The sequence below is a fragment of the Phenylobacterium sp. RIFCSPHIGHO2_01_FULL_69_31 genome (assembly GCF_001824475.1).
GTDB lineage: Bacteria > Pseudomonadota > Alphaproteobacteria > Caulobacterales > Caulobacteraceae > Phenylobacterium.
Map to the genome: position 1 here is coordinate 33,850 of NZ_MHXN01000037.1, position 25,566 is coordinate 59,415.

The window sequence follows — 25,566 nt, forward strand, 5'->3', positions numbered from 1 at the left end:
CGGCGACTGGTCCCCCTCCCGCCGCTTCGCGGGGGAGGTAAAGCCGCAACGAGCGGAACGAGAGTGGCAGCTTCTGCTGCCGAAGCGGACTTGAGTCCGCCTCCTACGCGGCGATGCCGGCGATCCAGTTGCGCAGCACGGCGAGCACCTGCTCGGGCGGGGCGTACCCACGGGTCACGACGCCGTACACGCCCTGGTCGTTCGGCCCACCGATGAGCGTCGGGAACCCGGTGACGCCCGCGTTCTGGGAGATGGCGTAGTCGCGCCACGTCTCCTGCTTGGCCTCTTCCGACGCCCAGGCCGCGAGAAAGGCCTGGCGTTCCAAACCGTATTCCGCGGCGAGATCGGCGAGCACCTCGCCCGAGGTCACGTCCCGGTTCTCGGCGTAGAAGGCGCGTTGGGCGCCGGCCAGGTAGCGGGCGGCCAGTTCCTCGCCCTCGCGGCGGGCGACGACGACAGCGCGGGCGGCGGGATCGGTATCGTAGATGAAGCCCGGCCGGTCGAGCACGGCGGCGTCGAACGGCAGGCCCGAGGCCTCATGGACGTGGTTCCAATGACCGACGACGCTCTTGCGCGCCTCGTCCGTCATCGGCTGATCGGTCCCGGGGCGCAGGCCGCCCATGACCACCCGGATCGGCAGCGCGCGCCCGTAGGCATGCCGGATCTCGTCGATGACGGGAGAAAAGCCGTAGCACCATGAGCACATGGGGTCGGCGAAGTAGATCAGGTGCGGCCCATCCATGGCGGCCCTCCTTCGACCTGCGAGCATCGCAGGCGAAGGCGCGCGGGTCACGCCTCAATGAAGGACGCCGGAACCTTCACCATGGTTTTGCACTGACGCTTCAGGGAGACGGCGATGGTGCAATACGCTGTAGCGCTGAAGGATGGCGACTGGACCGTGTTCCGGGACGGCGCCCCGGTGGCCGGACAGCTGTCGCGCTCGGCCGCCGTTGAGATGGCCAAGGCCCTGGCCTTCGAGGCCGAGGAGCGCGGCGAAAGCGTCGAGCTCCTGCTCCAGGGCTACTATGGTGAGCTGAGCCGCCGGGTGACCGGCGGCGCAGAGGATTAGAGCGCGTCAGGGTTAAGTGGAAGCCGGTTAACCCGCCCGACGCGCTCTAGACTTTTGATTTAGAGCCTTTTTATCTGGTTCAGATGATTCCATCTGAACCAGAAAGGCTCTAGCCGCGGCGCATCTGCGACTTCATTTCCCGCTTGGCGCGGGCTTCGGCCTTGGCGGCCGCCTTGCGGGCCTTGCGGTCCTCGCGCTTCAACTGGAGCATCAGCTCCTCGTCGTTCTCGCGGGCCAGGCGGGCCTCTTCCTCGGCCTTCTCCTTGGCGAGGCGGGCGGCTTCCTTCTCGGCGGCGCGCTTGGCGCGGACTTCCTCGAGCTCGCGCGCCTTGCGCTGCTCGCGGGTCTCGAAGGCTTCGGCTTGGACGGTGGGTTTCGGCTTGAACTTAGCCAGGAGGGCCTTCCGGGCCTCGGCCTGGGCGGCGAGGCGATCGGAGAAGCCAGGCATGACCTTGGATTCTCTCATGTTCACTTATGGCAGTTGGGAAAAGGGGGTGGCCCGCGGGGAGAACCCCGCGGAACCGTACTCGTTGCGTCCGGTCAGCCGACGATGTCGGCGTCCGTGAAGAACTGAGCGATCTCGAGCTTGGCGTTCTCGAGGCTGTCCGAACCGTGGACCGAATTCTCGCCGACGCTTTCGGCGTAGAGCTTGCGGATCGTGCCGTCCGCGGCCTGGGCCGGGTTGGTGGCGCCCATGACTTCGCGGTAGCGGGCGACGGCGTTGTCGCCTTCCAGAACCTGAACCACCACCGGCGCCGACGTCATGAACTCCACGAGCTCGCCGAAGAACGGGCGCTCCTTGTGGATCTCGTAGAACTTCTCGGCCTGGGCCTTGCTCATCTTGATGCGGCGCTGGGCCACGATGCGGAGGCCGGCGTCCTCGATCACCGCATTGACCTTGCCGGTCAGGTTCCGACGCGTGGCGTCCGGCTTGATGATCGAGAAGGTGCGTTCGGTCATGGGCTCCGTAGGGGCTCTATGGAAAAGGGGAAGTGCGCGAAAGCGCTCCGCGCGGGTGGCGGGGTCTATATCGTCATCCCGCACTGCGAAGCAAGCTGCTGCGTGGGCATGACGCAGGGGCCTGCGTCTGCTAGACGCCGCGCCCACACACGGTTCCCCATGCTGCAGATCAACGACCTTGTCCTCGACGCCTGGGGACGCCGCTTCTTCGACCACGCCACGGTCACCCTGCCCAAGGACGCCAAGGTCGGCCTCGTGGGCCGCAACGGCGTGGGCAAGTCGACCCTGTTCAAGGTCATCCTGGGCCAGCTCACCCCCGGGGGCGGCGAAGTCGGGGTGCCCAGGGCCGCCCGGATCGGCTCGGTGGACCAGGAGCACCCGGCCACGCCGGTGACCCTGCTGGACACCGTGCTGGAGGCCGACGTCGAACGGCACGACCTGCTGCAGCGGCTGGAGACGGCGGACCCCGAAGACATGGGCGACATCTACGCCCGCCTGATCGAGATCGACGCCGACCGGGCGCCCTCCCGCGCCGCGGAAATCCTCGCCGGCCTGGGGTTCAGCCAGGCCGACCTGCAGCGCCCGATGGCGGAGTTCTCGGGCGGGTGGCGGATGCGCGTGGCCCTGGCGGCCAGCCTGTTCGCCGAACCCGACCTGCTGCTGCTGGACGAGCCGACCAACTACCTCGACCTGGAAGGCGCCCTGTGGCTTGAGGCGCGCCTGAAGAAATATCCGAACACGGCCATCGTCATCAGCCACGACCGCGAGCTGCTGAACAATTCGGTCGACCACATCCTGCATCTGAAGGACGGCAAGCTCGACCTGTACCCGGGCGGCTACGACAACTTCGAGCGCCAGCTCTCGGAGAAGCTGCGCCTGCAGGAAGCGAACCGCGCCAAGATCGAGGCGCGGCGCGAGCATCTGCAGTCGTTCGTCGACCGCTTCCGCGCCAAGGCCTCCAAGGCCACCCAGGCGCAGTCACGCCTGAAGATGATCGCCAAGCTGCCGCCGGTGTCGGCGGTGATCGAGGAGCGGGTCACGCCGTTCTCCCTGCCCTCGCCCGAGCGCCCCCTGGCCCCGCCGCTGCTGCGGCTGGAAGGCGCCAGCGTCGGCTATGGCGGGCCGCCGATCCTGCGCAGGCTGGACCTGCGGCTGGACATCGACGACCGCATCGGCCTGCTCGGCGTCAACGGCGCCGGCAAGTCGACCTTCGCCAAGCTGGTGGCGGGCGCCTTGGAGGTGGAAGCCGGCAAGCTGCACCGCAGCCCTCGCCTCAAGGTCGGCTGGTTCCACCAGCACCAGATCGAGGCCATGGACCCCACGGACACGCCGCTGGACATCATCCGGCGCGTGATGCCGGAGGCCAGCGAGGCGTCGCGGCGGGCGCGCCTCGCCCAATACGGCATCGGCTTCGAGAAGGTCGAGACGACGGTGGCGAACCTGTCGGGCGGCGAGCGGGCGCGGCTGCTGCTGAACCTGGTGGCCATGGAGGCGCCGCACCTCCTGATCCTCGACGAGCCGACCAACCACCTGGACATCGACTCGCGCCGCGCCCTGCTGGACGCCCTGAACGAGTACGAGGGCGCGGTCATTCTGATCACCCACGACCGCTCGCTGATGGAGCTGGTGGCCGACCGTCTATGGCTGGCGGCCGACGGCGGCATCGAGCCGTTCGACGGCGACATGGAGGATTATGCGGCCTTCGTGCTGGAACGCGCTCGCGTCGCCGCGCGGGCGCCAACCCAGGTGAAGGCCGAACCGGAGGTCGCGGCGCCACCGCCGCCGCCGCCGCCGAAGGCGAAGCTGCCCACCGGCACGGCGCGCCGCCGGGCGGAGGCGGCCGAGGCCGCCCTGGCCAAGGCCAACGAGCTGGTCGCTATGATCGACCGCACGCTGAGCGATCCCGCGACCTTCGCGTCGGATGCTGCAAAGGCCGCGGAGCTCGCCCGCCGGCGGCAGGCGGCCCAAGCCGCGCTGGAAGCCGCCGAACAGGAATGGATCGAGGCCCAGGAGGCCTACGAGCAGCTCCTCAGGTGATGTGCTTGGGGCTGATCGGGTCGGAGCCGGGGAACGTCTCCTCGATGGCCTCGTCCAGCAGGGCCTCCTGACGATCCTCGGATTTAGCTTCCCGTTCGGCCATGTGGTCGTGCTTGCGGCCCTCGGGCGACGGCGCAGCGGGACGGCTGCTCGGGCCCTCGATATGGCGATGCTCTTCGATGGCCTGCTTGGGGTCGCTGGCCATGTCGGCCGCCGCCTGGCCCGAACCGTGGGTGAAGGCGCGCTTGGCTTGTTCTTCGGTCTGCTTGTGGGGCATGTGGTTTTTCCTCGAAGTGTCCGGACAAGAACGTCGACGGCGAGCGGCGGTTGCCTTGACCGTAGCGTTCAGCCCTTCTTCGGACCGCCCAGCAGGATCTGGCCTTCGTCGCGCAGGCGGCCCTTCACCTTGTTGGCGATCATCGCGAAGATCCCCGGCAAGTAGACCTCCAGCCGCGCCTCATGCTCCTGGACGTCGATCGTCCCGGTGACCGTCTGGCCGATGGCCTGCAGCGAGAAGCGCAGCAGGTCCCCCTCCCAGGCCTGCTTGATCTCCCCGACCGCGCCGATCTGCGACGTCAGGCGGCCGAGCCCCTCGTCGATGCGACGCCGGGCCTCGGCGCGGCCAAGTTCATGCGGGATGGAGACGACGACCGGTTTGCTCATGATCTAAAAAGAGCAGGCTCGCCGCCCCGGTTCCAGCTGGGCTTCAGAGGAACGTCCAACGGCGGCTGCGCTCGCGGGTCCGCAGATTGTTCTGCACGTTCCGCACGCCGTCGATGTCCGCGATATCCTCGATGCGCCGCTTGTCGGCCTTGTGGCGAACAACACCGTTCAGGGTCACTTCGCCGTCGAGGACGTCGACCTCGACGCCGCTGATGTCGAGCCGCCGCTCGTCGTCGAGCCGCTCCATGATCACCGCCCAGAGGACGCGGTCGGAGGGACCGTCGCGGCGGGCGCGGCGGTGGTCGCGCCGGTCCTCGTCCCAATCGCGGCGCTCGGGCGCGCGGCGCGGGTCGGGATCGCGGCGCAGGTCGTCTCGCCGGACATCGACGTGCCGCCGGTCGTAGCCGTCGGGGTCCGGCCGGCCGTCGTCATAGGCCCGATAGCCCGACCGTGTCCGCGGGTCGTAGCCATAGAGGTTCGAATAGTCCGCCTGCCCGAAGTCGTCCCGATCGCGGTCGCGCAGGCGCCGCAGCCGCTCGCTCTCCAGGTCGCGCCAGTCTTCCCGCCGCATGATGGCCTCCTTAAATCGGTCGCGAAGGTGCGGGAGAAACCTTCGCCTTGCGCTTCGGTTCCGTGGGCCGACGATGCGCCTGCTGCCGACTCAGGGAATGCCCGCCCGTGCCGATCCTCAATCCCGACCCGCGGTCCGGCGAAGTCCTCGAGGACGTCGAGGAGGAGCTGGCGGCCGCCCTGCCCGAGACGCAGGGGTCGCGGTTCTTCCCGATGCTCCGCAGCCTGGCTTGGCACCTGCTGGCCTTCGTGCTGCTGGGCGCGGCCGCCTACATCCTGTGGCGGGAGTTCCACGAGATCAGCCTGGCGCAGGTGGCCGACGCCATGCGGGCCTGGGGCTGGGGGTCCGTGGTTCTGGCGCTCGGGCTGTCGGCGACCAGCTTCCTGCTCATGGGAACCATCGAATGGCTGGGCCTGCGCTGGGCGGGAGCGCGGATCGCGATCCGCTCCGCTCTGGCCGGCTCGTTCATCGCCAGCGCCATCGCCCATACCCTGGGGGCGAACCTGATCGTCTCGGGGGCGGTCCGGGCCCGCTACTATGGCAAGTACGGCGTCTCCCTGCGCCAGGTGGCGGCCACCACCCTGTTTCACGGCTTCTCCTTTACTGTGGGCCTGTCGACCCTCGCCGGGATCGCGCTACTCATGGCCGGCAGCCACGACATCGCGGCGGTCAGCCGCATCGCCAATCCCGTGGCCGACGGGTTGGGCGCCCTGCTGCTCCTGGGCGTCGCGGCCTATGTGGTCCTGTGCGCAACGCTGCGCCGTCCGCTGCGCGGCTTCGGCCACAGCGTGAAGCTGCCGTCGTTCCGGGTGGCGATCGCCCAGCTCACCATCGGCGCGGTCGACAACGCCGTGGCCGCGGCGATCATCTGGGTCCTGCTGCCGGAAGGCTCCATCGGCTACTTCACCTTCGTCGGCGCCTACGCGCCCTCGGTGGTGATGGGATTGATTAGCCACGTCCCCGGCGGCGTGGGCGTGTTCGAAGGCTCGCTCTCGACCCTGCTGAAAGGCCTGGAGCCCGCTTCCCTGGCCGCCGCTTTCCTGGGCTATCGCCTGTTCTTCTTCCTGCTGCCGCTGGTGCTGGCGGGGCTCGCGCTGGCCGCCGACACGGTCCGGGAACGGACGCGCAGCCGCTCCTGAAAAAAATTCTACTGCTGGATGCATCCGCTGCATCCGGGACGCCCAAGCTTACGTAACTGCTGCGTCCGCGCATCTCCCACCATTTGCAGGACAACAGAACGCGGTGGCGGACCTGTTCCCCGACAACCGCCACCGTACGCCCCGGCCCCCGCCTCCCGTCGCGGGGCCGGGGCGACCCTCTTGGGTCGTTCCCAGCCGCGCCGTTGGCGGCTACTGAAGCGCCATGAGCCGCCCCCTCGCCGTCTTCGCCTACGATTTCGACGGCACGCTTGCGCCCGGCAACATGCAGGAGCACGCCTTCATCCCGGACGAGCTGGGGATGGACCACGCCGATTTCTGGCGCGAGACCCAGGCGCTCGCCGAAGCCCAGCGCGGCGACGGCATCCTGGCCTACATGCACCTCATGCTCGAGAAGGCCCGCGAGAAGGGCCTGGAGCTCAGCCTGGAGAGCTGGCGCAAGCGGGGCGCCTCCCTGCGCCTGTTTCCAGGCGTCGAAGACTGGTTCGGCCGCCAGAACGCGCGGGCGGACGCGCTCGGACTCGATCTGCGGCACTTCATCATCTCGTCCGGCAACCGGGAGTTGATCGAAGGCTCGCCGATCGCCCAGCATTTCGAGCGGATCTACGCCTCGGCCTTCATCTTCAACGAACACCTGGATGCGGTGGGGCCGGCCCTCGCCATCAACTACACCAGCAAGACCCAGTACCTCTTCCGCATCAACAAGTGGACGCTGGATGAGTGGGACAACAGCGGGATCAACGCCGTCCAGGCCGACCGCGACCGCGCCGTCCCCTTCGACCGCATCGCCTTCTTCGGCGACGGGCTGACGGATATCCCGGTGATGCGGGTGATGACCGACCACGGCGGCCATCCCGTGGCGGTCTACGACCCCGAGACCCCGATCACCCAGGCTGCGGCCGCCCAATTGCTGGCCGACGGCCGGGCGCGGTTGGCGGCCGGCGGCGACTACCGCGAGGGCTCGGAACTGGACACCCTGGCCGCCGACCTCCTCGGGCAGATGGCGCGCGGCGTTCGGGCCGAGCTGTTCGGCTAGGGCCGGCTCAGCGCTCGTCGTACAGCCGGCGCAGGACCATTGGCGTAAGGCCCGGCAAATCCTCCGAGATCAGGCCCGGGCCATGCAGTTCGGCCGCCTCGGCATGGATCCAGGCGGCGGCGCAGGCGGCCTCGAAGCTCTCCATCCCCTGGGCCACCAGCCCGCCGATGTAGCCGGCAAGCACATCGCCGGAACCGGCTGTCGCGAGCCACGCCGAGCCGTTCACGTTCACGGCGGCCCGGCCGTCCGGCGCGGCGATCACGGTGTCGACCCCCTTCAGCAGGATGACGGCGTTGGCCTTCTCGGCGGCCCGGCGCGCGGCGGTCAGACGCTCGGGGCGCGACTTGAGCAGGCCCGGAAACAGGCGCTCGAACTCGCCAGGGTGCGGGGTCAGGACGTCGTCGCGGTCCAGCACCGAGAACAACTCCTCCGGATCGTCGCGGAAGACGGTGATGGCGTCGGCGTCGATCACCAGCGCAGCGCCCGTGCGCGCCAGGGCCAGGACGTTCAGCAGCGTGGTCTCGTTGACGCCGGCGGCCGGCCCGATGATGGCGGCGTCCGCCTGGTCGGCGGCCTGTTCCAGCTCCAGGTCCGTGTCGAACGGCTTCAGCATCACCGCCTCGAGATGCGCCGCGTTCGTGGCCAGGGCGTCCTGGCCCGCGTACAGCGTGACCAGCCCCGTCCCGATCCGCAGGCCCGCACGCGAGGACAGCCGCGCCGCGCCTGTGCTCCAGGCATCGCCGCTGACGACGATCAACCGGCCCCGGGCATGCTTGTGCGAGGCGGCCGTCGGCCACGGGAAGCGCGCCAGCCAGAACTCGGGCCCGTTCTCCACCAGCTTCGACGGCGTGGGCGGGAGGCCGATATCGGCCACGAGGACTTCACCGCAGAGCGATCGGCCAGGCTCCAACACGTGGCCGGGCTTGCGGGCGTGGAAGGTCACGGTCAGGCCGGCGCAGACGGCCGGTCCCAGTGGCTTTCCCGTATCGCCCGGGACGCCGCTGGGAACGTCGACGGCGACGACCGCCGCGGGCCGGGCCGCGAGGGCCGCGGCGGCGTGGGCGGCTGCGCCGTCGAGCGGTCGCGACAGACCGGCGCCGAACAGGGCGTCGATCACCAGCGCCTCGCCGAGGTCGCCATTCAGCGGCGCCGTGGGGCCATCCCACCGCGCCCGCATCGCCTGGGCGTCCGGGGTCGCAGCTTCGCCGAGCGCCCTCACCTCCACCGGCCAGCCGCGCGCCTTGAGCAGCCGCGCCGCCACATAGCCGTCGCCGCCATTGTTGCCGGGGCCGCAGAGCACCAGCGCCGGCTGGGGCCGGAAGCGCTGGACCACCGCCTCGGCCACGGCCTCGCCCGCCCGCTCCATCAGGACCTCGCCCGGCGTGCCGGCGTCGATGGCCGCCCGGTCGGCGGCCGCCATCTCGGCGACGGTGAGGATTGGACGCGCGGTCAAAGGACCCCCGTCGCGGCCTCGGCGCCCTTCTCGACGAGCCGCAGGGTCTCGCCGTCCGTCTCAAGCACGGTGATGGAGGTGTGATCGGGCCGGAACGCCAGCACCTGATCTACGCCTAGCAGGCGCGAGACCGCCGCATTGATCGCCACGTAGTGCGAGAAGACCGCGGTGTTCGCCCGCTGGGCGAGCGAGGCGACGATATCCGAGCGCCAGGCGTCGTAGTCCATGTCGCCGTCGATGGCGCCCCAGGTTCCCTGGAACGCCTGCCGCAGCCACGCCGGCCGCTGCTCGGCGCTAAGGGACTTGGGCGTGGGAATTTCGCCCACGACCGGATCGATCTCCACCGGGACCCCCAGGGCAGCGGCCGTCGGTTCGGCGGTTTCCCGACAGCGGCGCAGGGGCGAGCTCACCACCAGCCCCGGCCGCTCGATCTGCGGCCGCGACAGCAGCCAGTCGCGCGCCGCCCGCGCCTGCGCCTGGCCCGCCTCGTCCAGCCCCGGATCGTCGTCGTGGCCGCCCCAGGTGGAGGACGGCCGGCCGTGCCGGATCAGGTAGAGGCGCGCCATGAGGGATCAGTCCGGGGTGAAGATGTTGAGGTCCCCCTGCTGGGTGACCGTGCCTGTCCGCCCGATCTGCTCGCTCGCTTCGAGACTGGCAAGGGTCGCCGGATCATTCGGCGTGTTGGCGGCGAACCGGCGGCCGCTCTCGTCCCGCCCGACGATGATGCCGAGGAACGGTCCCTCGCGCTTGTGGAGGACGGTATAGGTCTCGACCACGCCGCGCCCCTGGGGCGTCTCGACGATCTCGGGATGGGGCAGCGCGTCGATCTCGCGCTGAAGGATCTTGGGATCCTCGCGCTCGAAGGGCTTGTCCGGCGCCGTGGTGGAATAGATGCCCGTGGACTGCTTGGTCAGGTACCAGCCGTTGCCGGTGACCAGGCCGTAGGCGCCCGGCTTGGCCCGCAAGCGGTCCATCATCACGGCGATGGAGTGCATGACGTAGTTGTTTCCCGGCCCGCCGGCATAGGGCAGCCCGCCGGTGACGGTCAGGCCGCGGGGGTCGTCCAGCGACAGGCCCAACTCCTCGGCGCCCACCTCCACGGCCACGGGGAAGCAGGAGTAGAGATCGATGACGTCGATGTCGGAGAGGCCGACCCCCGCCATCTCGAACGCGCGCTTGCCGGTGAGGCGCATGGCGGGGCTGGAATGGAAGTTCTGGCGGTCCAGCGGGTGCCACAGGTCGGACGCGTCCGCGCAACCGTGCAGATAGAGCCACTTGTCCTCGGGAACGCCCAGTTCGCGCGCCTTCTTCACGCTGGCGATCAGCACCCCTGCGGACTGGTCCACGTCCATGATCGCGTTCAGCAGCTTCGGGTACGGGAAGCCGATCATCCGGTTCTTCTCGGTGACCGTGACCAGCTCCTCAGGGCTGCGCTCGACGGGGAACCAGGCCTCGGGATTCTTAGCCGCCACCGCACTGAAGGCGGAGAACAGCTTGCCCATCCTGGCCTGGTGGTCGGCGATCGAGCGGCCATCCCGGGCGCGCAGGGCGTTCTCGAAGATCGGATAGATGTTGATGGGGCGGCTCAGGCCATGGCGGATCTCATAGGGCGTGCTGCCCGGCCGCGGGTCGCCGACGCGCTCGGCGGGCTCCAGCGTTTCGTCTTCGACGGCGGCCCAGTCGTCGAACCCGAAGCCCTTCGTCGCCCGCTTCGTGGCCGAGCCCAGGAATTCGCAGCCGACGGTCAGGGCCAGGTCCGTCTCGCCCCGTGCGATCCGCTCGGCCAGCATGTTCACCAGGTACTGGGGCGTGTTGCCGCCCATCTCCGAATAGACGCCCCAGCGCGGCTGGGCCCCGATCATCTTCGACAGGGTGGTGGGCGGGTTGGTGGCGTGGGGGATCATCCCGCGCTTGGAGCCCGGCGCGTCGATCGTGAAGCCGACGACCGCGAGACTGTCGATCGCGGCCAGTCCCTGGGCGCCGATGCCGGCGTCGGCGGCCGCTCGTTCCGCCGCAATCTTCAGCAGCGACGTCGGAGACGGCGAGGAGGCCGGATCGCCCCGGTATGTGAATTGGCCCGCTCCGATGAGCACCGGGGTCCGTTCGTCCATGCTTCAGCCGCCTCCAAAACGCGTTTCGCAGCGATCCTAGGCGCCGAACCCGCCCCCACAAGGCGATTCCCGGCGTGATCACTTTCTGACCTGTTGGCGCCTATTTCCTAGGCGACGACCCAGTTTCCCAGGCGGCCGCAACGGCAGGCAACCGAAGCGTGCTTGTGGGGCCGGGCCGGTGCGTGCTGGTTCGCCCGCGACCGTTGGGGCGTCCGCCGTCACGAGTACAGATCGAGCGCATGAAAAAGATCGAAGCCATCATCAAGCCGTTCAAGCTCGACGAGGTGAAGGAGGCCCTGCAGGACCTGGGCGTCCAGGGCATGACCGTCATCGAGGCCAAGGGCTATGGCCGCCAGAAGGGCCAGACCGAGCTCTACCGCGGCGCGGAGTACGTCGTGGACTTCCTCCCCAAGATCAAGATCGAGGTCGTGATCGCCGACGACCAGCTGGACCGGGCCCTGGAGGCGATCGCTACCGCCGCCCGGACCGGCCGCATCGGCGACGGCAAGATCTTCGTCTCTGAGATCCTGGACGTCGTGCGCATCCGCACCGGCGAGACCGGCACCATCGCCATCTGATCAACAGCACCTACGCGTTCAAGAAAAGGGGATATCCGCCATGGCTTCCGCCAAAGACATTCTGAACCTGATCAAGGAAAAGGACGTCAAATACGTCGACGTCCGCTTCACCGACGTGCGCGGCAAGATGCAGCACGTGACCTTCGACATCGACCTGGTCGACGACGACTTCCTGACCGACGGGACGATGTTCGACGGCTCCTCGATCGCCGGCTGGAAGGCCATCAACGAGTCCGACATGAAGCTGCGTCCGGACCTGGACTCGGCGATCATCGACCCGTTCTACCAGCAGACCACGCTGGCCCTGTTCTGCGACGTGGTGAACCCCGACACGGGCACCCCGTACGAGCGCGACCCGCGCTCCATCGCCAAGGCGGCGCTCAACTTCGTGAAGGCGTCGGGCATCGGCGACACCGTCTACTTCGGCCCCGAAGCCGAGTTCTTCATCTTCGACGACGTCCGCTGGGACACGGCCCCGCACAACACCTTCTACGCTTACGATTCCACCGAGCTGCCGGTCAGCTCGGGCAAGGCCTACCCGGAAGGCAACATGGGCCACCGGCCCGGTCCGAAGGGCGGCTACTTTCCGGTCAACCCGATCGACAGCGGCCAGGACCTGCGCGGCGAGATGCTGGCGGTGATGGGCGAGCTGGGCATGAAGCCGGAAAAGCACCACCACGAGGTGGCGCCGGCCCAGCACGAGCTCGGCCTGAAGTTCGACACCATGATCGTCATGGCCGACCGGCTGCAGCTTTATAAGTACGTGATCCACAACGTGGCCCACGCCTACGGCAAGACGGCCACCTTCATGGCCAAGCCGATGTTCGCCGACAACGGCTCGGGCATGCACGTGCACCAGTCGATCTGGGGCAACGGCAAGCCGCTGTTCGCCGGCGACAAGTACGCGGGCCTGTCGCAGATGTGCCTCTGGTACATCGGCGGGATCATCAAGCACGCCAAGGCGATCAACGCGTTCTCGAACTCCACGACGAACTCGTACAAGCGCCTGGTGCCCGGCTACGAAGCCCCGGTGAAGCTGGCCTACTCGGCCCGCAACCGCTCGGCCTCGATCCGCATCCCGCACGTGGACAGCCCGAAGGGCAAGCGGATCGAAGCCCGCTTCCCCGACCCGATGGGCAATCCCTACCTAACCTTCACCGCCCTGCTCATGGCCGGCATCGATGGCATCGTGAACCAGATCGATCCGGGCGGCCCGGCCGACAAGAACCTCTACGATCTGCCGCCCCGCGAGCAGAAGAAGATCCCCGAGGTCTGCGGCTCGCTGCGCGAGGCCCTGGAGAGCCTGGACAAGGACCGCGCCTTCCTGAAGGCCGGCGGCGTCATGAGCGACGATTTCATCGACAGCTACATCGAGCTGAAGATGGAAGAGGTCATGCGCCTCCAACTCCACCCGCACCCGGTGGAATTCGACATGTATTTCAAGTGCTAGTCAGCGAGAGCTGATTGCAGGACGGGGCCGCGGAGCGATCCGCGGCCCTTTTCGCATCCGCTCAGGTCGGCTTCTTGCATTCGCCCACATAATCGACGTTCTTGCCGGCCATGTCGGCCTCGCAGGCGTTGCCGAAGGTCTGACCCGGCCCCTTAGCGTCCGGGCAGGAACACACGGGTCGATAGTCCTTGGGGCAGATCTCGGGCTTCGTCGTGCACACGCCCTCTGCGTCCGCGACGCCGCACTGACCGACCTTGGTCTTGCAGAAGTCCTTGGACGATTTGCACTTCAGGCCGGCGATCGTCCCGCAGGTTCCGCCCGTTTCAACCGTGCCGAGCTCGGCGACGGCCGCAGCGGGCGTGGCGGCGGCGGGAGCTGCGGCGGCAGGCGCCGGCTCGGTGGCGGCGGGTTCGGCCGGCTTCTGGCAGGCGCCCAGGGCAAGCAGGGCGACGAACGCGACTGATGTCACTCCACGACGCAGGAACATGGCGACCTCCGTTCTCGCACAGGTTGCCAATAGTGAAACTACAGCTTTCTTGGAATAGCAACGCTCGACGAACGAGGCCGTCTCGGGAGGTGATTGCGATGGACCGCAGCCCCCCTCTAAAACGGTCCGTTCAATCTCTCCGGGGCCTCCTTTGAAATCAGCGCTCTTCGCCGCCGCCGCGGCCCTCGCCTTCGCCACGCCGCTGGCCGCAGAGCCGTCGGAGGGGCCGCAGCCGCTGCCGATGCCGGCGCCGATCGCTACGCCCCGGGACGTCGCCTACCCCGCCGGCACGCTCAAGCTTGAGGTGGACGCCACTGACGTGGAACGCCGGATCTTCCGCATCCGGCAGACCATTCCGATCGTCGGCGGCGGCGCGCCCGTGACGCTCCTCTATCCGCAGTGGGTCCCCGGCGGCCACTCGCCCCGCAACGCCCTCTTCAACATAGCCGACCTGGTCGTGAAGGCGAACGGCAAGGTCGTGCCCTGGACGCGCGATCCCGTGCAGGTGTTCGCCTTCCACCTGACGCCGCCGGCCGACGCCCGCTCGCTGGACATCGAGTTCCAGTACCTGTCGCCCACCGCCGGCGACCAGGGTCGGGTGGTCATGACGCCGGAGATGCTGAACGCCCAGTGGCTGAACCTGGCGTTCTACCCGGCGGGCTATTTCACCCGGCGGATCAATATCGAGGCGGCGATCAAGCTGCCCGAGGGCTGGGGCTACGGCACGGCGCTGGAGACCGACAAGACCGAGGCCGGCTGGACCCGCTTCAAGACGGTCGACTTCGACACCCTGATGGACTCGCCGATGTTCGCGGGCCGCTACTTCAAAAAGTACGACCTCGACACCAGCGGCAAGTCGCCGGTGCGGCTGAACATCGTGGCGGACAGGCCCGAACTGCTCGCGGCCACGCCGGACCAGATCGAGCAGCACCGCGAACTGGTGCGTCAGGCCGACAAGCTGTACGGCGCGCGGCACTTCGACCGCTACGAGTTCCTGCTGGCCCTGACGGACCGCATGGGCCGCATCGGCCTGGAGCACCACCGCTCGTCCGAGAACGGCACCGTGCCCGAGTATTTCACGGAGTGGTCGAAGAACGCCCCGGCCCGCAACCTGCTGCCGCACGAGTACAACCACTCGTGGGACGGCAAGTACCGTCGCCCGGCCGACCTGTGGACGCCGAACTACAATACGCCCATGCGGGACAGCCTGCTGTGGGTCTACGAGGGCCAGGATCAGTACTGGGGCTTCGTGCTCGGCGCGCGCTCGGGCCTGGTGACCAAGCAGCAGACCCTGGACGCTCTGGCGATGACGGCGGCGCTCTACACCGAAGGTCGTCCCGGCCGTGCGTGGCGATCGGTCGAGGACACCACCAACGACCCGATCATCGCCAGCCGCCGGGCGATCCCGTGGACCAGCTGGCAGCGCAGCGAGGACTACTATTCGGAGGGCCAGCTGATCTGGCTCGACGCCGACACCCTGATCCGCGAGAAGACCGGCGGGAAGAAGTCGCTGGACGACTTCGGCCGCGCCTTCTTCGGCGTCAATGACGGCCAGTGGAAGCAGCCCCTCACCTACACGTTCGAGGACGTGGTCAAGGCGCTGAACGCGGTCACGCCGCATGACTGGGCGACCTTCCTGGACACCCGGGCCCGCAAGGTGGCCCCGGCCTACCCGCTGGATGGCCTGGCCCGCGGCGGCTACCGGCTGGTATATACGGACAAGCCCACCGACTACTGGCGCGACACCGAGGCGAACCGGAAGGCCGTCGACCTGACCTATTCCCTCGGCCTGGTGCTGAACCGCGAGGCGACGATCACCGGCGTGCTTTGGGACAGCCCGGCCTTCAAGGCGGGAATGACGGTGGGCGACAAGATCCTGGCGGTGAACGGGATCGCCTATGACGCCGAGCGCCTGAAGGAGGCGATCGCGGCGGCCAAGGGCGGCAAGGACGCCATCACCTTCATTGTGAAGGACGGCGACCACTTCAAGGTGCAGCCGGTCAGCTACAACGGCGGCCTGCGCTATCCGCGGCTGGAACGGATCGAAGGCAAGCCCGACCTGCTGACGAATATCTACGAGCCGCTGAAGTAGCGGCTCAGAGCTCTGATCTCAGAGTTTTTGGGCGATCCACCAGTAGGCGGCGAAGGCCAGGGCGCCGGGGGCGAGGTAGGCCCCCGCGAACTGCCAGACCGACAGGTCCGGCACGGCGGCCACGATCGCCGAGCCCGTGGCCACGACGGCCAGTATCGCGATGGACGTGCCGACGATGTTGGCGACCTCGGCCGGAATGCGGACCGGCGTGCGCCCCTTGCTGACTTGCGACATGTCTTCTCCCGTCATGCGCCGCCTATGCTGGCGGTCTGCAGGAACAGCCTCGCGCGCCGACCCGCGTTCGACAAGGAAAAACAGTCGGAGGCGTCCCTACGGCGCGAACCGGTCCTCCATCCAGGCGCCTGCCAGTCGGATCGCCCGCCGGGCGGCCTGCAGGCCGCCGCCCCAGGCGTGGAAGACGTGGATCATCTCGGGCCAGACCTCCAGCCGTACCTCGACGCGCGCATGGGCCAGGACGTCGGCCATGGTGATGCTGTCGCTGAGGAGGGTCTCTTCCGAGCCGGTCTGGATCAGGACCGGGGCGACGCCCTCGAAGGCTCCGAACACCGGCGAGGCCAGCGGGTCGCGGGCGTCGAGGCCGCCGAGGTACATCAGCGCGTTCTGGTCCAGGCCCGCCTTGCTGATCATCGGATCCGTCTCGGCCTTGGTGCGGTAGCTGGCGCCGGACTGAGTCAGGTCGGCCCAGGGGCTGATCACGAAGACGCCCGCCGGCTGCGGCAGGCCCTCGCCCTTCAGCGCCAAGGCCAGCGCCAGGGCCAGGCCGCCGCCCGCGGAGTCACCCGCGACGATCAGCCGCCGGGGGTCGGCGCCGCCTTCGAGCAGGCCCCGGTAGGCCGCGACAGCGTCCTCCACGGCGGCCGGAAATCGATGCTCGTGCCCCAGCCGGTAGTCGGCGGCGATGGCCACGGAGCGCGCCGCTTCAGCAATCCGGGCCACCATCGGTCGGTGGCTCCGCGGGCTGCCCGCCGTGTAGGCGCCGCCGTGCAGGTAGAGGATCGCGCGGCCCGCCACCGCGCCCTGGGGAACCACCCGCTCGCACCTCACGCCGCCCAGGGTGACGGGTTCGTGAAAGCAGCCGGTCGGCAGCGCCCCCATCTCGCCCGCGGCGTCCATGGCCGCGCGGCGTTCGGCCACGGTTGGCGGGGGCGCATCCGGACCGGGCTGGCGCGCCGCCAGCAGCGCGCGCACGCCGGCGATCTCCGGATCGTTCCAGCTGGTCATGCCGCCCGCCCCATCGCGACTCGCCGCATTGCCTTGAGAGCCCACCCTGTTCATACCGAGCCCCTCAGAATCGCACCACCTTTCCAGCACCCATGTCCCAGCCCAGCGCCAAGCCCCTGCCCGACCTGTTCGACGACGCGCTGAACCCGGCGCCGGCGGCGCCGCTGGCCGAGAGCCACGAGCCGCGCCCGGACACCCCCGTGGCCGGCAAACCCTCCGGCTACTCGGCCGCCGACATCGAGGTGCTGGAAGGCCTGGAGCCGGTCCGCAAGCGGCCCGGCATGTACATCGGCGGCACGGACGAGCGGGCGCTGCACCACCTGTTCGCCGAAGTCCTCGACAACGCCATGGACGAGGCGGTGGCCGGCCACGCCAAGGTCATCACCGTCAGCCTCGACGCCGAGGGCGCGCTGAGCGTGACCGACGACGGCCGCGGCATCCCGGTGGACCCGCACCCGAAGTACCCGGGCAAGTCGGCCCTGGAAGTGATCATGACCGTCCTGCACTCGGGCGGGAAATTCTCGGGCAAGGCGTACGAGACCTCGGGCGGCCTGCACGGCGTCGGCGTCTCGGTGGTGAACGCGCTCAGCGAACGCGTCGAGGTCACCGCCTGGAAGGACGGCTTCGAGTGGCGCCAGGCCTTCACCCGCGGCAAGGCGGTCGGTCCGATCGAGAAGCTGGGCCCGACCCGAAAGAAGGGCACACAGATCAGCTTCACGCCCGATCCGGTGATCTTTGGCGAGGGCGTGGCGTTCAAGCCGGCGCGGCTCTACCGGATGGCCCGGTCCAAGGCCTATCTGTTCGGCGGCGTCGAGATCCGCTGGAAATGCGATCCCAGCCGGATCCACGACCAGACCCCGGCAGAGGCGGTGTTCCGCTTCCCCAACGGCCTGGCCGACTTCCTGGCCGAGCGGATCAAGGGGCTGGAGACCGTGACGCCCGAGCCCTTCGCCGGCCGCTACGAGCGTCCGGGCGAGGCCGGCAAGGTGGAGTGGGCCGTGGCCTGGACCCCTGCCGGCTTCGGCGAGGCCGACAGCTTCATGCAGTCGTACTGCAACACGGTGCCGACGCCGGAAGGCGGCACGCACGAGGCCGGGCTGCGCGCGGTGCTCACCCGCGGCCTCAAGCAGTACGCCGAACTGACCGGTGAGAAGCGGGGCGGCCTGATCACCGCCGACGACGTGATCTCCCAGGCCGGCGCCCTGGTCAGCGTGTTCATCCGCGACCCTGAGTTCCAGGGCCAGACGAAGGAAAAACTGTCCTCCACCGAGGCCCAGCGGCTGGTCGAGAAGGCCCTGGCCGATCCGTTCGACCACTGGCTCACCGCCCAGCCCAAGGCCGCCAGCACCCTGCTGCAGTTCGTCGTCGAGCGCGCCGAGGAGCGTCTGAAGCGGCGCAAGGACAAGGAGGTCGCCCGCGCCTCCGCCACCCGCAAGCTGCGCTTGCCGGGCAAGCTGGCGGACTGCGCCGGATCCTCCACCGAGGGCACCGAGCTGTTCCTGGTCGAGGGCGACTCGGCCGGCGGCTCGGCCAAGCAGGCGCGCGACCGCAAGACCCAGGCGATCCTGCCCCTGCGCGGCAAGATCCTGAACGTGGCCTCGGCCTCGATCGACAAGTTCGGCGGCAACAAGGAGCTCTCGGACCTGCTGCTGGCGCTGGGCGCGCAGACGGGGTCGAAGTTCAAGGAAGAAGACCTTCGCTATGACCGCATCGTGATCATGACCGACGCCGACGTGGACGGCGCCCACATCGCGAGCCTGCTGATCACCTTCTTCTACCGGACGATGCCGGACCTGATCCGAAACGGCCGGCTCTACCTGGCCCTGCCCCCGCTCTACCGGCTGAGCCACGGCGGCAAGGCAGTCTATGCCCGGGACAACGAGCACCGCGACGAGCTGCTGGCCACCGAGTTCAAGGGCAAGAAGCCCGAGATCAGCCGGTTCAAGGGCCTGGGCGAGATGATGCCGGCCCAGCTCAAGGAAACCACCATGGACCCGAAGAGCCGCACGCTCGCCCGGGTGACCCTGCCTCGCGCGGAGGAGGTGGTGGAGGACCTGGTCGAACGACTGATGGGCCGCAAGCCCGAGGCGAGGTTCCAGTTCATCCAGGAGAACGCCGAGTTCGCCGCCGCGGACCTCGACATCTAGGAACGGCCCCGCGGACTCCAACGTTTCGCCAAGCGAGACAGGAGCGCGAGATGGCGAAGAAGCAGAAGAAGGCCAAGGGCCTCATCCCCAAGAGGATCGCCGGGGTGAAGGTGCCCCGGTCGGTGCGCAAGGGCCGGTTCGGCGAACTGTTGGCCTCGAAGACCGGCCAGGCGGTGATTGCCCAAGCCATCCTCGGCGCCGGCGCCGTCGCCGCGGGCATGAAGGCCAAGGAGAACCCGAAGGTCCGCAAGCTGGCCAAGGACGCCGGCGAGACCGTCTCCGACACGGCGCACGATGCGGGCCGGCAGGCGGCCGACACCAGCGCGAACCTCGCCTATGCCGTCGGCCTGGCCGCCCGAACCTTCGTGGACGCCCTGCGCCAGGGCGAGCCGCGGTCGTTCAAGGCGTCGGGCGAGGCCGAAGCCGAGCGCTGGACTCCCGACTACGGGGCGCCCGAGCCTGTCGTCCGCCGCAAGGGCGCCGCGGCACCCGTCGGCCCGGGCTGACGCCCAAACGGGCGGCGCGCGGACGTCTCATTGAACCCCGATCGCCGCCGTGCGTTGACAGCGGAGCCGTCCGCCGTATGTTCCGCGCGCGTGCCGATCTCCGTCCACGCCTCCGCGTCGCGCCGTACCCGTTTTGCGGGAGCGCCCCGCACCATCGTTAGCGAATGACCGAATTTTCCGACCTGGGCCTGTCGCCCGCGACCCTTAAGGCCGTCGCCGAAACCGGCTACACCACCGCCACGCCGATCCAGGGCGAGGCCATTCCCGTGGCCTTGCAGGGACTGGATGTCCTGGGCATCGCCCAGACGGGCACCGGCAAGACCGCCGCCTTCACCCTGCCGATGATCGACCGGCTGGCGGCCGGCCGCTCCAAGGCGCGGATGCCGCGGGCGCTGGTGATCGCCCCCACCCGCGAACTGGCCGATCAGGTCGCCGCCTCGTTCGAGAAGTACGCCAAGGGCCAGAAGCTCAGCTGGGCGCTCTTGATCGGCGGCGTTTCGTTCAGCGATCAGGAGCAGAAGCTGGATCGCGGCGTGGACGTGCTGATCGCCACGCCCGGCCGCCTGCTGGACCACTTCGAGCGCGGCAAGCTCTTGATGACCGGCGTCCAGATCATGGTGGTCGACGAAGCCGACCGCATGCTGGACATGGGCTTCATCCCGGACCTGGAGCGGATCTTCAAGCTCACCCCGGCCAAGAAGCAGACGCTGTTCTTCTCGGCGACCATGCCGCCCGAGATCACCCGGCTGACCAAGCAGTTCCTGCGCGATCCGGTCCGGATAGAGGCCTCGCGCCCCGCCACGACCGCAGAGACGATCACCCAGAACCTGGTTCGCATCCCCACCGCCGACCCCAAGGCCAAGCGCACGGCCCTGCGCGAGCTGATCGCCCGCGCCGACGTGAAGAACGGCATCGTCTTCTGCAACCGAAAGTCGGAAGTCGATATCGTCGCCAAGTCGCTGAAGAAGCACGGCCTGGACGCCGCCCCCATTCACGGCGACCTGGACCAGTCGACCCGCATGCGGACGCTGGAGAGCTTCCGCAGCGGCGAGCTGCGCCTGCTGTGCGCCTCGGACGTGGCGGCCCGCGGCCTCGACATCCCGGCCGTGAGCCACGTGTTCAACTACGACGTCCCGCACCACGCCGACGACTACGTCCACCGCATCGGCCGGACCGGCCGCGCGGGGCGCCTGGGCCAGGCGTTCATGATCGTGACGCCGGCCGACAGCCGAAACCTGGACAAGGTCCTGAAGCTGATCGGCAAGGTTCCGGACGAGATCGTGCTGGAAGGCATCGACTGGAGCAGCATCAAGGACGAGCCGCGTACCGGCGGCCGTGGCCGTGGCGAACGCGATCGCGGCCCGGGCCGTGGTCGCGAGCGCGGCGGGCGGGATCGCGACCGTACGCCCCGCGAGGAGCGGCCCCGCCGTTCGGAGCCTGCGGAAGCCGAGATCGTCGCCAGCGCCCCTGCGCCCGAGGCCGAGGAAGCCCCTGCCCGCCCGCGCCGCGAGCGCGCGCCGCGGGAGGAACGTCCCCAGCGCGCCGAGCGGGGCGAGAGTTCCGCGCGGAGCGAACGCCCCGAACGCGCCGAGCGTCCCGAACGCACGGAGCGTCCGGAGCGCGAAGCCAGGCCGGAACGTTCGGAACGGCCGGATCGCGAGCGTCGGCCCGAACGCCGCCGCGACCGCGACGACAACGACCGCGACCAGGTGGTGGGCTTCGGAAACGACACCCCCGCCTTCCTGATGCGCGCGGCGCCCATCCGACCCAGCGAAGAATAGTCTGCGCCTTTAACGCGTCGTTTGGGGTCCCGCCTTTAAGTTGCGGGGCATGTCGTCGGACATCGATTCAATTCTCCGCAGCCCTAAGGCCTATCTCTGGGCCCGGAAGGCGATCGAGGCCATGGAGGCCCACAGGGTCTGGCCGACCGCGCTCAACTTCGAGCTGTGGCTGCACTATGTTGCCGCCAAGGACAGCACGGTGGCCGCGGAGATCAACACCGTCCTGCAGTCGGGGACGCCGTTCACCGACCAGGTGGGTGAGAAGATCGCGGCCCAGCACCTTCCGGCCGCCAAGCTGTCGGGCGAGATCCTGGACGCCGGCAAGAGCCTGTCCCAGGAACTGGACAGTGTTCACCGGGCGATCGAGAGCGCCCGGGAGACGAGCGAGACCTACAGCCAGCAACTGGCCACCGCCAGCCAGTCGCTGGAGGAGCAGGACTCCGACGCCGTCCGCGCCATGGTCGAGAACCTGAGCGTCGCGACCCGCAAGGTCCGCGAAGAGAACCAGGCCCTCGAAAGCCAGCTGGCCGACACCACCGACGAACTGGGCCGCCTGCGCGAGCACCTGGAACAGGTCCGCCGCGACGCCATGACCGACGCCCTGACCAACCTGGCGAACCGCAAAGCGTTCGACGAGAACCTGGACGCCACCTGCGCCCAGGCCGAAGCGCGCACCGAGCCGGCGACCCTGGCCGTGGTCGACATCGATCACTTCAAGGTCTTCAACGACACCTGGGGCCACCAGACCGGCGACCAGGTGATCCGCTATGTGGCGAGCGTGATCGGCCGCGTGGCCGAGGGCGCCCGCTTCGCCGCCCGGTACGGCGGCGAGGAGTTCGCGGTGATCTTCCCCGGCGAAAAGAGCGACGTAGCCCTGGCCGCCCTGGAGAGCGCGCGGGAGGAGATCTCGTCCCGCATCTTGAAGCGCCGCTCGACCAACGAGGACCTGGGCGCGATCACCATTTCCACCGGCATCGCGGAATTCCGTCCGGGCGACACCCCGGCCGCCCTGCTGGAGCGGGCCGACGGGGCGCTCTACGCCTCCAAGCGCGCGGGCCGCAACCGCACCTCCCTCGCGGACATGGGCTCGACGGCGCACCGCGCCGCCTAAAGCCTTCCCGCCAGCTTTCCCTTGGCTGACGCCGGGGTATCTTGCGCTGAGTTGAACCCACGAGTTCATCCAGGGAGGACGCCATGGACGGCGCGCAGGCCACCCCGAAGGTCAAGACATCCGTCGACGACGGCGTCGGCATCATCACGCTTTCCGACCCCGGCACGCTGAACGCGGCGGGCCTGGACCTGATGGGCGACCTGACAGCCGCCTTCGAGGACTTTGCCTATGGCGACAAGGTCCGCGCGATCGTCATCACGGGCGAAGGCCGCGGCTTCTGCTCGGGGGCCAACCTCTCGGGCGGCGGCGCCGGCCGCCCCCAGCCCGCGGCGGGTCCGAACCAGTCGCTGATCGGCACCTTCAACCCCTTCGTCTCGGCGCTCCGCAAGTCGCCCAAGCCGCTCGTCTCGGCGGTGAACGGCGTGGCCGCGGGCGTCGGCGTCTCGCTGGCCTTGGCGGCGGACCTCGCCGTGGCGGCGGAGAGCGCCTACTTCCTGCTGGCGTTCCGCCGCATCGGCCTGGTGCCGGACGGCGGCGCCACCTGGATGCTGCCGCGCCTGGTGGGCAAGGCCCGCGCCATGGAGCTGATGCTGCTGGGCGAGAAGCTCCCGGCCAAGACCGCCGTCGAGTGGGGCCTGATCAACAAGTGCGTCCCCGACGCGGACCTGATGGGCGCGGCGATGCAGTACGCCCACGCCCTGGCCGATGGCCCGGCTTCGCTGGGGCTGACCCGCAACCTGGTCTGGGACGCCCTCGATTCGAGCTGGCAGGCCCAGCTGGAGGCCGAAGCCTACGCCCAGGGCGCCGCCCAGCGCACCACGGACGCCCGCGAAGGCGTCATGGCCTTCGTCGAGAAGCGCCCCGCCAAGTTCACCGGCCGCTAGCGGCTACCGGCGGAGACACTGTAAGGACCCTCGCAAGCCGCTTGCGAGGGTCCTTTCGTGCTCACCGTCCATCACCTGAACAATTCCCGCTCTCAGCGGGTGCTCTGGCTGCTGGAGGAGCTCGAGGTCCCGTACGAGCTGGTGCGTTACGAGCGCGACGCCAAGACCATGCTGGCGCCGCCGGAGCTGAAGGCGATCCATCCGCTGGGCAAATCGCCCGTCATCGCCGACGACGGCGAGGTCCTGGCCGAGACCGGAGCGATCGTCGAGTACGTCCTCGAGCGCTACGGGCAGGGCCGGCTCGCGCCCGCCGCAGGCACGCCGGCCGCCCATCGCCTGCGCTACTGGCTGCACTATGCCGAGGGCTCGGCGATGCCGCCCCTCCTGATGAAGCTGGTCTTCGGCCGCCTGCCGGCCGGCGCGCCGGCTCTGTTGCGCCCGATCGTGGCGAGCATCGCGAAGAAGGCGCAGACCAGCTTCATCGATCCCCAACTCGTCGCGCACTTCGACTACTGGGAGGACGAGCTGGGAAAGGCCGAGTGGTTTGCCGGCGAAACCTTCAGCGCCGCCGACATCATGATGAGCTTCCCGCTGGAGGCCGCCGCCGACCGCGCCGCGGCGCGCGTGGGCCGGCCGAAGCTGGCCGCCTTTCTCAAGCGGATTCACGTGCGGCCGGCCTATCGGCGGGCGCTGGAGCGCGGGGGCCCCTACGCCTACGCCGAGGACTAGCGGCCGCCGCGGTCGCGCCGCAGCTTTTCGAGCTCCTGCTCGATCAGGCGGTCGCGGATGCCTTCGCCGTTCATGTAGACGCTGGCGGCGTGCGCGCCGAGGCCGATGCCCCAGCCCAGCATCGGCCAGATCGCCCAGAAATAGTCACGCGACGTCAGCAGGTTGATCGCCACCAGGCTGGCGTTAACCAGCACGTAGGCCATCAGGTGGCTGCGGAAGGCCAGCTTCATGTCGGCGCGGCGGATCGCCAGTCGGCGCAGTTCGACGTCGTCGGTCATGTCTGTCCCCGGATCATTGGCCACAGGATAACCGCTCTTCCGCGTCAGTCGAGTTTCGCGGGCTGGATGGTCACGCTTTCGCCACAGCCGCAGGCATCGGTCTCGTTCGGGTTGCGGAACACGAACTTCGCCGAGAGCTTGGTGACCTCGTAGTCGATCTCCGAGCCCACGAGGAACAGCACCGCCTTGGGCTCGACGAGGATGGTGACGCCCTTGTCCTCGATCACCTCGTCCAGGGGCTCGCGCGTCTCGGCGTATTCCAGGACGTATTCCTGCCCGGCGCAGCCGCCGTTCTTCACCCCGACCCGCAAGCCGACGTAGGGCTTGTCGGCCTTGGCCATGATCTCCTTCACCCGCGCGGCCGCAGCGTCCGACAGGGTGACCACCTTGGGACGCGGACGACGCGGACGGGGGGTTGGGGTGATGTCGAGGTGCGTCATCAGAACATGTTCAGCGCTAGCTTGGCCTCGTCGCTCATGCGCGAGGGGTCCCACGGCGGGTCGAACACCAGGTCCACCTTCACGGAGCGGATCTCGGGAATCTCCCGCACCGCATCCTCGACCCAGCCCGGCATCTCGCCGGCCACGGGGCAGCCCGGCGCGGTCAGGGTCATGTCGATGGCCACGTCTTTGTCATCAGAGACATCAACTTTGTACACAAGGCCCAGCTCGTAGATGTCGACCGGGATCTCCGGGTCGAACACCGTCTTCAGCTTCTCGATCAGCTGATCGGTCAGCACGTCGAGCTCCGCCTGGCTGAGGGGCGGCGACTTGCTCTCGATGGGTGCGGCGTCGTCCATGGGGGTCATGCTACGCAAAAAAGGCCTGGGTCTTGGTCAAGGCGTCCACGAAGGCGTCGGCCTCTTCCACGGTGTTATATAGGGCGAAGGAGGCGCGGGCGCTCGACGTGACGCCGAAGCGCCGCATCAGCGGCTCCGCGCAATGGGTTCCGGCCCGGACCGCGATGCCGTAGCGATCGAGGATCTGGGCCACGTCATGGGCGTGGGCGCCGTCGACGGTGAAGGAGAGGATGGCCCCCTTCTCCGGCGCTTCGCCGATCACCCGCAGCCAGTTGGCGCCCGCCAGGCGCTCCCGGACGTGGGCGTAGAGATGGTGCTCGTGGGCGGCGATGGCGGCGCGGTCCTGGGCGGCCAGCCAGTCGATGGCCGCGCCCAGGCCGATGGCCTCCAGGATCGGCGGCGTGCCGGCCTCGAAGCGGTGCGGC

General features: G+C 69.0%; 29 protein-coding genes. 13 read left to right on the forward strand and 16 right to left on the reverse strand.

Annotated elements, in window-relative coordinates:
* Positions 1–103: 103 nt before the first annotated feature.
* A complete protein-coding gene (locus A2790_RS19670; RefSeq protein WP_293395312.1) occupies positions 104–742 on the reverse strand; it encodes a DsbA family protein in 639 nt (212 codons plus the stop codon).
* A gap of 114 nt (positions 743–856) precedes the next feature.
* Here A2790_RS19670 and A2790_RS19675 point away from each other — a divergent pair, with 114 nt between their 5' ends.
* Positions 857–1,069, forward strand: coding sequence for a hypothetical protein (locus tag A2790_RS19675; RefSeq protein WP_293395315.1), 213 nt, complete (start codon positions 857–859; stop codon positions 1,067–1,069).
* A 109-nt stretch (positions 1,070–1,178) separates the two neighbouring features.
* Here A2790_RS19675 and A2790_RS19680 read toward each other — a convergent pair whose 3' ends face one another.
* Both A2790_RS19680 and ndk read right to left on the reverse strand, forming a co-directional pair.
* Positions 1,179–1,535: a DUF6481 family protein gene (locus A2790_RS19680; protein ID WP_068878071.1), complete on the reverse strand. Its 357-nt coding sequence runs from the start codon at positions 1,533–1,535 to the stop codon at positions 1,179–1,181.
* Between the two features lie 74 nt (positions 1,536–1,609).
* Positions 1,610–2,029, reverse strand: a complete 420-nt coding sequence (gene ndk, locus A2790_RS19685; RefSeq protein WP_293395319.1) for a nucleoside-diphosphate kinase — start codon at positions 2,027–2,029, stop codon at positions 1,610–1,612.
* A 159-nt stretch (positions 2,030–2,188) separates the two neighbouring features.
* On the opposite strand from ndk, the gene A2790_RS19690 reads away from it, so the two are divergent.
* On the forward strand, positions 2,189–4,066 hold the full coding sequence (locus tag A2790_RS19690; protein WP_293395322.1) for an ABC-F family ATP-binding cassette domain-containing protein: 1,878 nt from the start codon (positions 2,189–2,191) through the stop codon (positions 4,064–4,066).
* On the opposite strand, the gene A2790_RS19695 is transcribed toward A2790_RS19690, so the two are convergent.
* The 3 genes from A2790_RS19695 to A2790_RS19705 all read right to left on the reverse strand — a co-directional run bounded on the left by A2790_RS19695 (position 4,059) and on the right by A2790_RS19705 (position 5,300).
* Positions 4,059–4,343 (reverse strand): hypothetical protein, encoded by a 285-nt coding sequence (locus A2790_RS19695; protein ID WP_293395325.1) that lies wholly within the window; start codon positions 4,341–4,343, stop codon positions 4,059–4,061. The genes A2790_RS19690 and A2790_RS19695 overlap by 8 nt on opposite strands.
* Before the next feature lie 68 nt (positions 4,344–4,411).
* The gene (locus A2790_RS19700; RefSeq protein WP_293395328.1) at positions 4,412–4,729 is read right to left on the reverse strand and encodes a polyhydroxyalkanoic acid system family protein; all 318 of its coding nucleotides are present in this window, start codon (positions 4,727–4,729) and stop codon (positions 4,412–4,414) included.
* Between the two features lie 43 nt (positions 4,730–4,772).
* Complete coding sequence (locus A2790_RS19705) at positions 4,773–5,300, reverse strand: BON domain-containing protein (RefSeq protein WP_293395331.1); 528 nt, start codon at positions 5,298–5,300, stop codon at positions 4,773–4,775.
* Positions 5,301–5,407: 107 nt separating this feature from the next.
* Between A2790_RS19705 and A2790_RS19710 the strand changes: the two genes are divergently transcribed.
* Complete coding sequence (locus A2790_RS19710; RefSeq protein WP_293395334.1) at positions 5,408–6,439, forward strand: lysylphosphatidylglycerol synthase domain-containing protein; 1,032 nt, start codon at positions 5,408–5,410, stop codon at positions 6,437–6,439.
* Positions 6,440–6,662: 223 nt separating this feature from the next.
* Positions 6,663–7,493, forward strand: coding sequence for an HAD family hydrolase (locus tag A2790_RS19715; protein WP_293395337.1), 831 nt, complete (start codon positions 6,663–6,665; stop codon positions 7,491–7,493).
* Positions 7,494–7,500: 7 nt separating this feature from the next.
* Here the strand turns inward: A2790_RS19715 and A2790_RS19720 are convergent, their stop codons facing one another.
* From A2790_RS19720 to A2790_RS19730, 3 genes are read right to left on the reverse strand one after another with little or no spacing between them, the layout of a single operon-like run.
* The gene (locus A2790_RS19720) at positions 7,501–8,946 is read right to left on the reverse strand and encodes an NAD(P)H-hydrate dehydratase (protein ID WP_293395340.1); all 1,446 of its coding nucleotides are present in this window, start codon (positions 8,944–8,946) and stop codon (positions 7,501–7,503) included.
* A complete protein-coding gene (locus tag A2790_RS19725) occupies positions 8,943–9,512 on the reverse strand; it encodes a histidine phosphatase family protein (protein ID WP_293395343.1) in 570 nt (189 codons plus the stop codon). The genes A2790_RS19720 and A2790_RS19725 overlap by 4 nt, the downstream gene beginning before the upstream one ends.
* Positions 9,513–9,518: 6 nt before the next feature.
* The gene (locus A2790_RS19730; protein WP_293395346.1) at positions 9,519–11,057 is read right to left on the reverse strand and encodes an acetyl-CoA acetyltransferase; all 1,539 of its coding nucleotides are present in this window, start codon (positions 11,055–11,057) and stop codon (positions 9,519–9,521) included.
* Between the two features lie 239 nt (positions 11,058–11,296).
* Between A2790_RS19730 and A2790_RS19735 the strand changes: the two genes are divergently transcribed.
* On the forward strand, positions 11,297–11,635 hold the full coding sequence (locus A2790_RS19735; RefSeq protein WP_293395348.1) for a P-II family nitrogen regulator: 339 nt from the start codon (positions 11,297–11,299) through the stop codon (positions 11,633–11,635).
* A gap of 40 nt (positions 11,636–11,675) precedes the next feature.
* A complete protein-coding gene (gene glnA, locus A2790_RS19740) occupies positions 11,676–13,085 on the forward strand; it encodes a type I glutamate--ammonia ligase (protein WP_293395351.1) in 1,410 nt (469 codons plus the stop codon).
* Between the two features lie 61 nt (positions 13,086–13,146).
* On the opposite strand, the gene A2790_RS19745 is transcribed toward glnA, so the two are convergent.
* On the reverse strand, positions 13,147–13,572 hold the full coding sequence (locus A2790_RS19745) for a Kazal domain-containing protein (protein ID WP_293395354.1): 426 nt from the start codon (positions 13,570–13,572) through the stop codon (positions 13,147–13,149).
* 151 nt (positions 13,573–13,723) lie between these two features.
* Here A2790_RS19745 and A2790_RS19750 point away from each other — a divergent pair, with 151 nt between their 5' ends.
* On the forward strand, positions 13,724–15,664 hold the full coding sequence (locus A2790_RS19750; RefSeq protein WP_293395357.1) for a peptidase M61: 1,941 nt from the start codon (positions 13,724–13,726) through the stop codon (positions 15,662–15,664).
* 18 nt (positions 15,665–15,682) lie between these two features.
* On the opposite strand, the gene A2790_RS19755 is transcribed toward A2790_RS19750, so the two are convergent.
* Entirely contained in the window at positions 15,683–15,898 is a 216-nt protein-coding gene (locus A2790_RS19755) for a hypothetical protein (RefSeq protein WP_293395360.1), read from the reverse strand.
* Positions 15,899–15,994: 96 nt separating this feature from the next.
* Entirely contained in the window at positions 15,995–16,906 is a 912-nt protein-coding gene (locus A2790_RS19760) for an alpha/beta hydrolase (protein ID WP_293395363.1), read from the reverse strand.
* A gap of 92 nt (positions 16,907–16,998) precedes the next feature.
* Here A2790_RS19760 and parE point away from each other — a divergent pair, with 92 nt between their 5' ends.
* The 6 genes from parE (at position 16,999) to A2790_RS19790 (ending at position 24,064) form a co-directional block, all read left to right on the forward strand.
* Complete coding sequence (gene parE, locus A2790_RS19765) at positions 16,999–19,053, forward strand: DNA topoisomerase IV subunit B (RefSeq protein WP_293395366.1); 2,055 nt, start codon at positions 16,999–17,001, stop codon at positions 19,051–19,053.
* 50 nt (positions 19,054–19,103) lie between these two features.
* Positions 19,104–19,559 carry a hypothetical protein gene (locus A2790_RS19770; RefSeq protein ID WP_293395369.1) on the forward strand — a complete coding sequence of 152 codons (456 nt, stop codon included), beginning with the start codon at positions 19,104–19,106 and terminating at the stop codon, positions 19,557–19,559.
* 164 nt (positions 19,560–19,723) lie between these two features.
* Positions 19,724–21,340: a DEAD/DEAH box helicase gene (locus A2790_RS19775; RefSeq protein ID WP_293395372.1), complete on the forward strand. Its 1,617-nt coding sequence runs from the start codon at positions 19,724–19,726 to the stop codon at positions 21,338–21,340.
* A 49-nt stretch (positions 21,341–21,389) separates the two neighbouring features.
* Complete coding sequence (locus tag A2790_RS19780; protein ID WP_293395375.1) at positions 21,390–22,451, forward strand: diguanylate cyclase; 1,062 nt, start codon at positions 21,390–21,392, stop codon at positions 22,449–22,451.
* 83 nt (positions 22,452–22,534) lie between these two features.
* Positions 22,535–23,335 (forward strand): enoyl-CoA hydratase/isomerase, encoded by an 801-nt coding sequence (locus A2790_RS19785; RefSeq protein WP_293395378.1) that lies wholly within the window; start codon positions 22,535–22,537, stop codon positions 23,333–23,335.
* 57 nt (positions 23,336–23,392) lie between these two features.
* Positions 23,393–24,064, forward strand: coding sequence for a glutathione S-transferase (locus A2790_RS19790; protein ID WP_293395382.1), 672 nt, complete (start codon positions 23,393–23,395; stop codon positions 24,062–24,064).
* On the opposite strand, the gene A2790_RS19795 is transcribed toward A2790_RS19790, so the two are convergent.
* The 4 genes from A2790_RS19795 to A2790_RS19810 form a co-directional block, all read right to left on the reverse strand.
* Positions 24,061–24,342: a 2TM domain-containing protein gene (locus A2790_RS19795; RefSeq protein ID WP_293395385.1), complete on the reverse strand. Its 282-nt coding sequence runs from the start codon at positions 24,340–24,342 to the stop codon at positions 24,061–24,063. The genes A2790_RS19790 and A2790_RS19795 overlap by 4 nt on opposite strands.
* Positions 24,343–24,386: 44 nt before the next feature.
* Entirely contained in the window at positions 24,387–24,782 is a 396-nt protein-coding gene (locus A2790_RS19800) for an iron-sulfur cluster assembly accessory protein (protein WP_293395388.1), read from the reverse strand.
* Positions 24,782–25,141: an SUF system Fe-S cluster assembly protein gene (locus tag A2790_RS19805; RefSeq protein ID WP_068878048.1), complete on the reverse strand. Its 360-nt coding sequence runs from the start codon at positions 25,139–25,141 to the stop codon at positions 24,782–24,784. The genes A2790_RS19800 and A2790_RS19805 overlap by 1 nt, the downstream gene beginning before the upstream one ends.
* 10 nt (positions 25,142–25,151) lie before the next feature.
* Positions 25,152–25,566: aminotransferase class V-fold PLP-dependent enzyme (locus tag A2790_RS19810; protein WP_293395392.1), on the reverse strand; the 415-nt coding region annotated here is incomplete at its 5' end.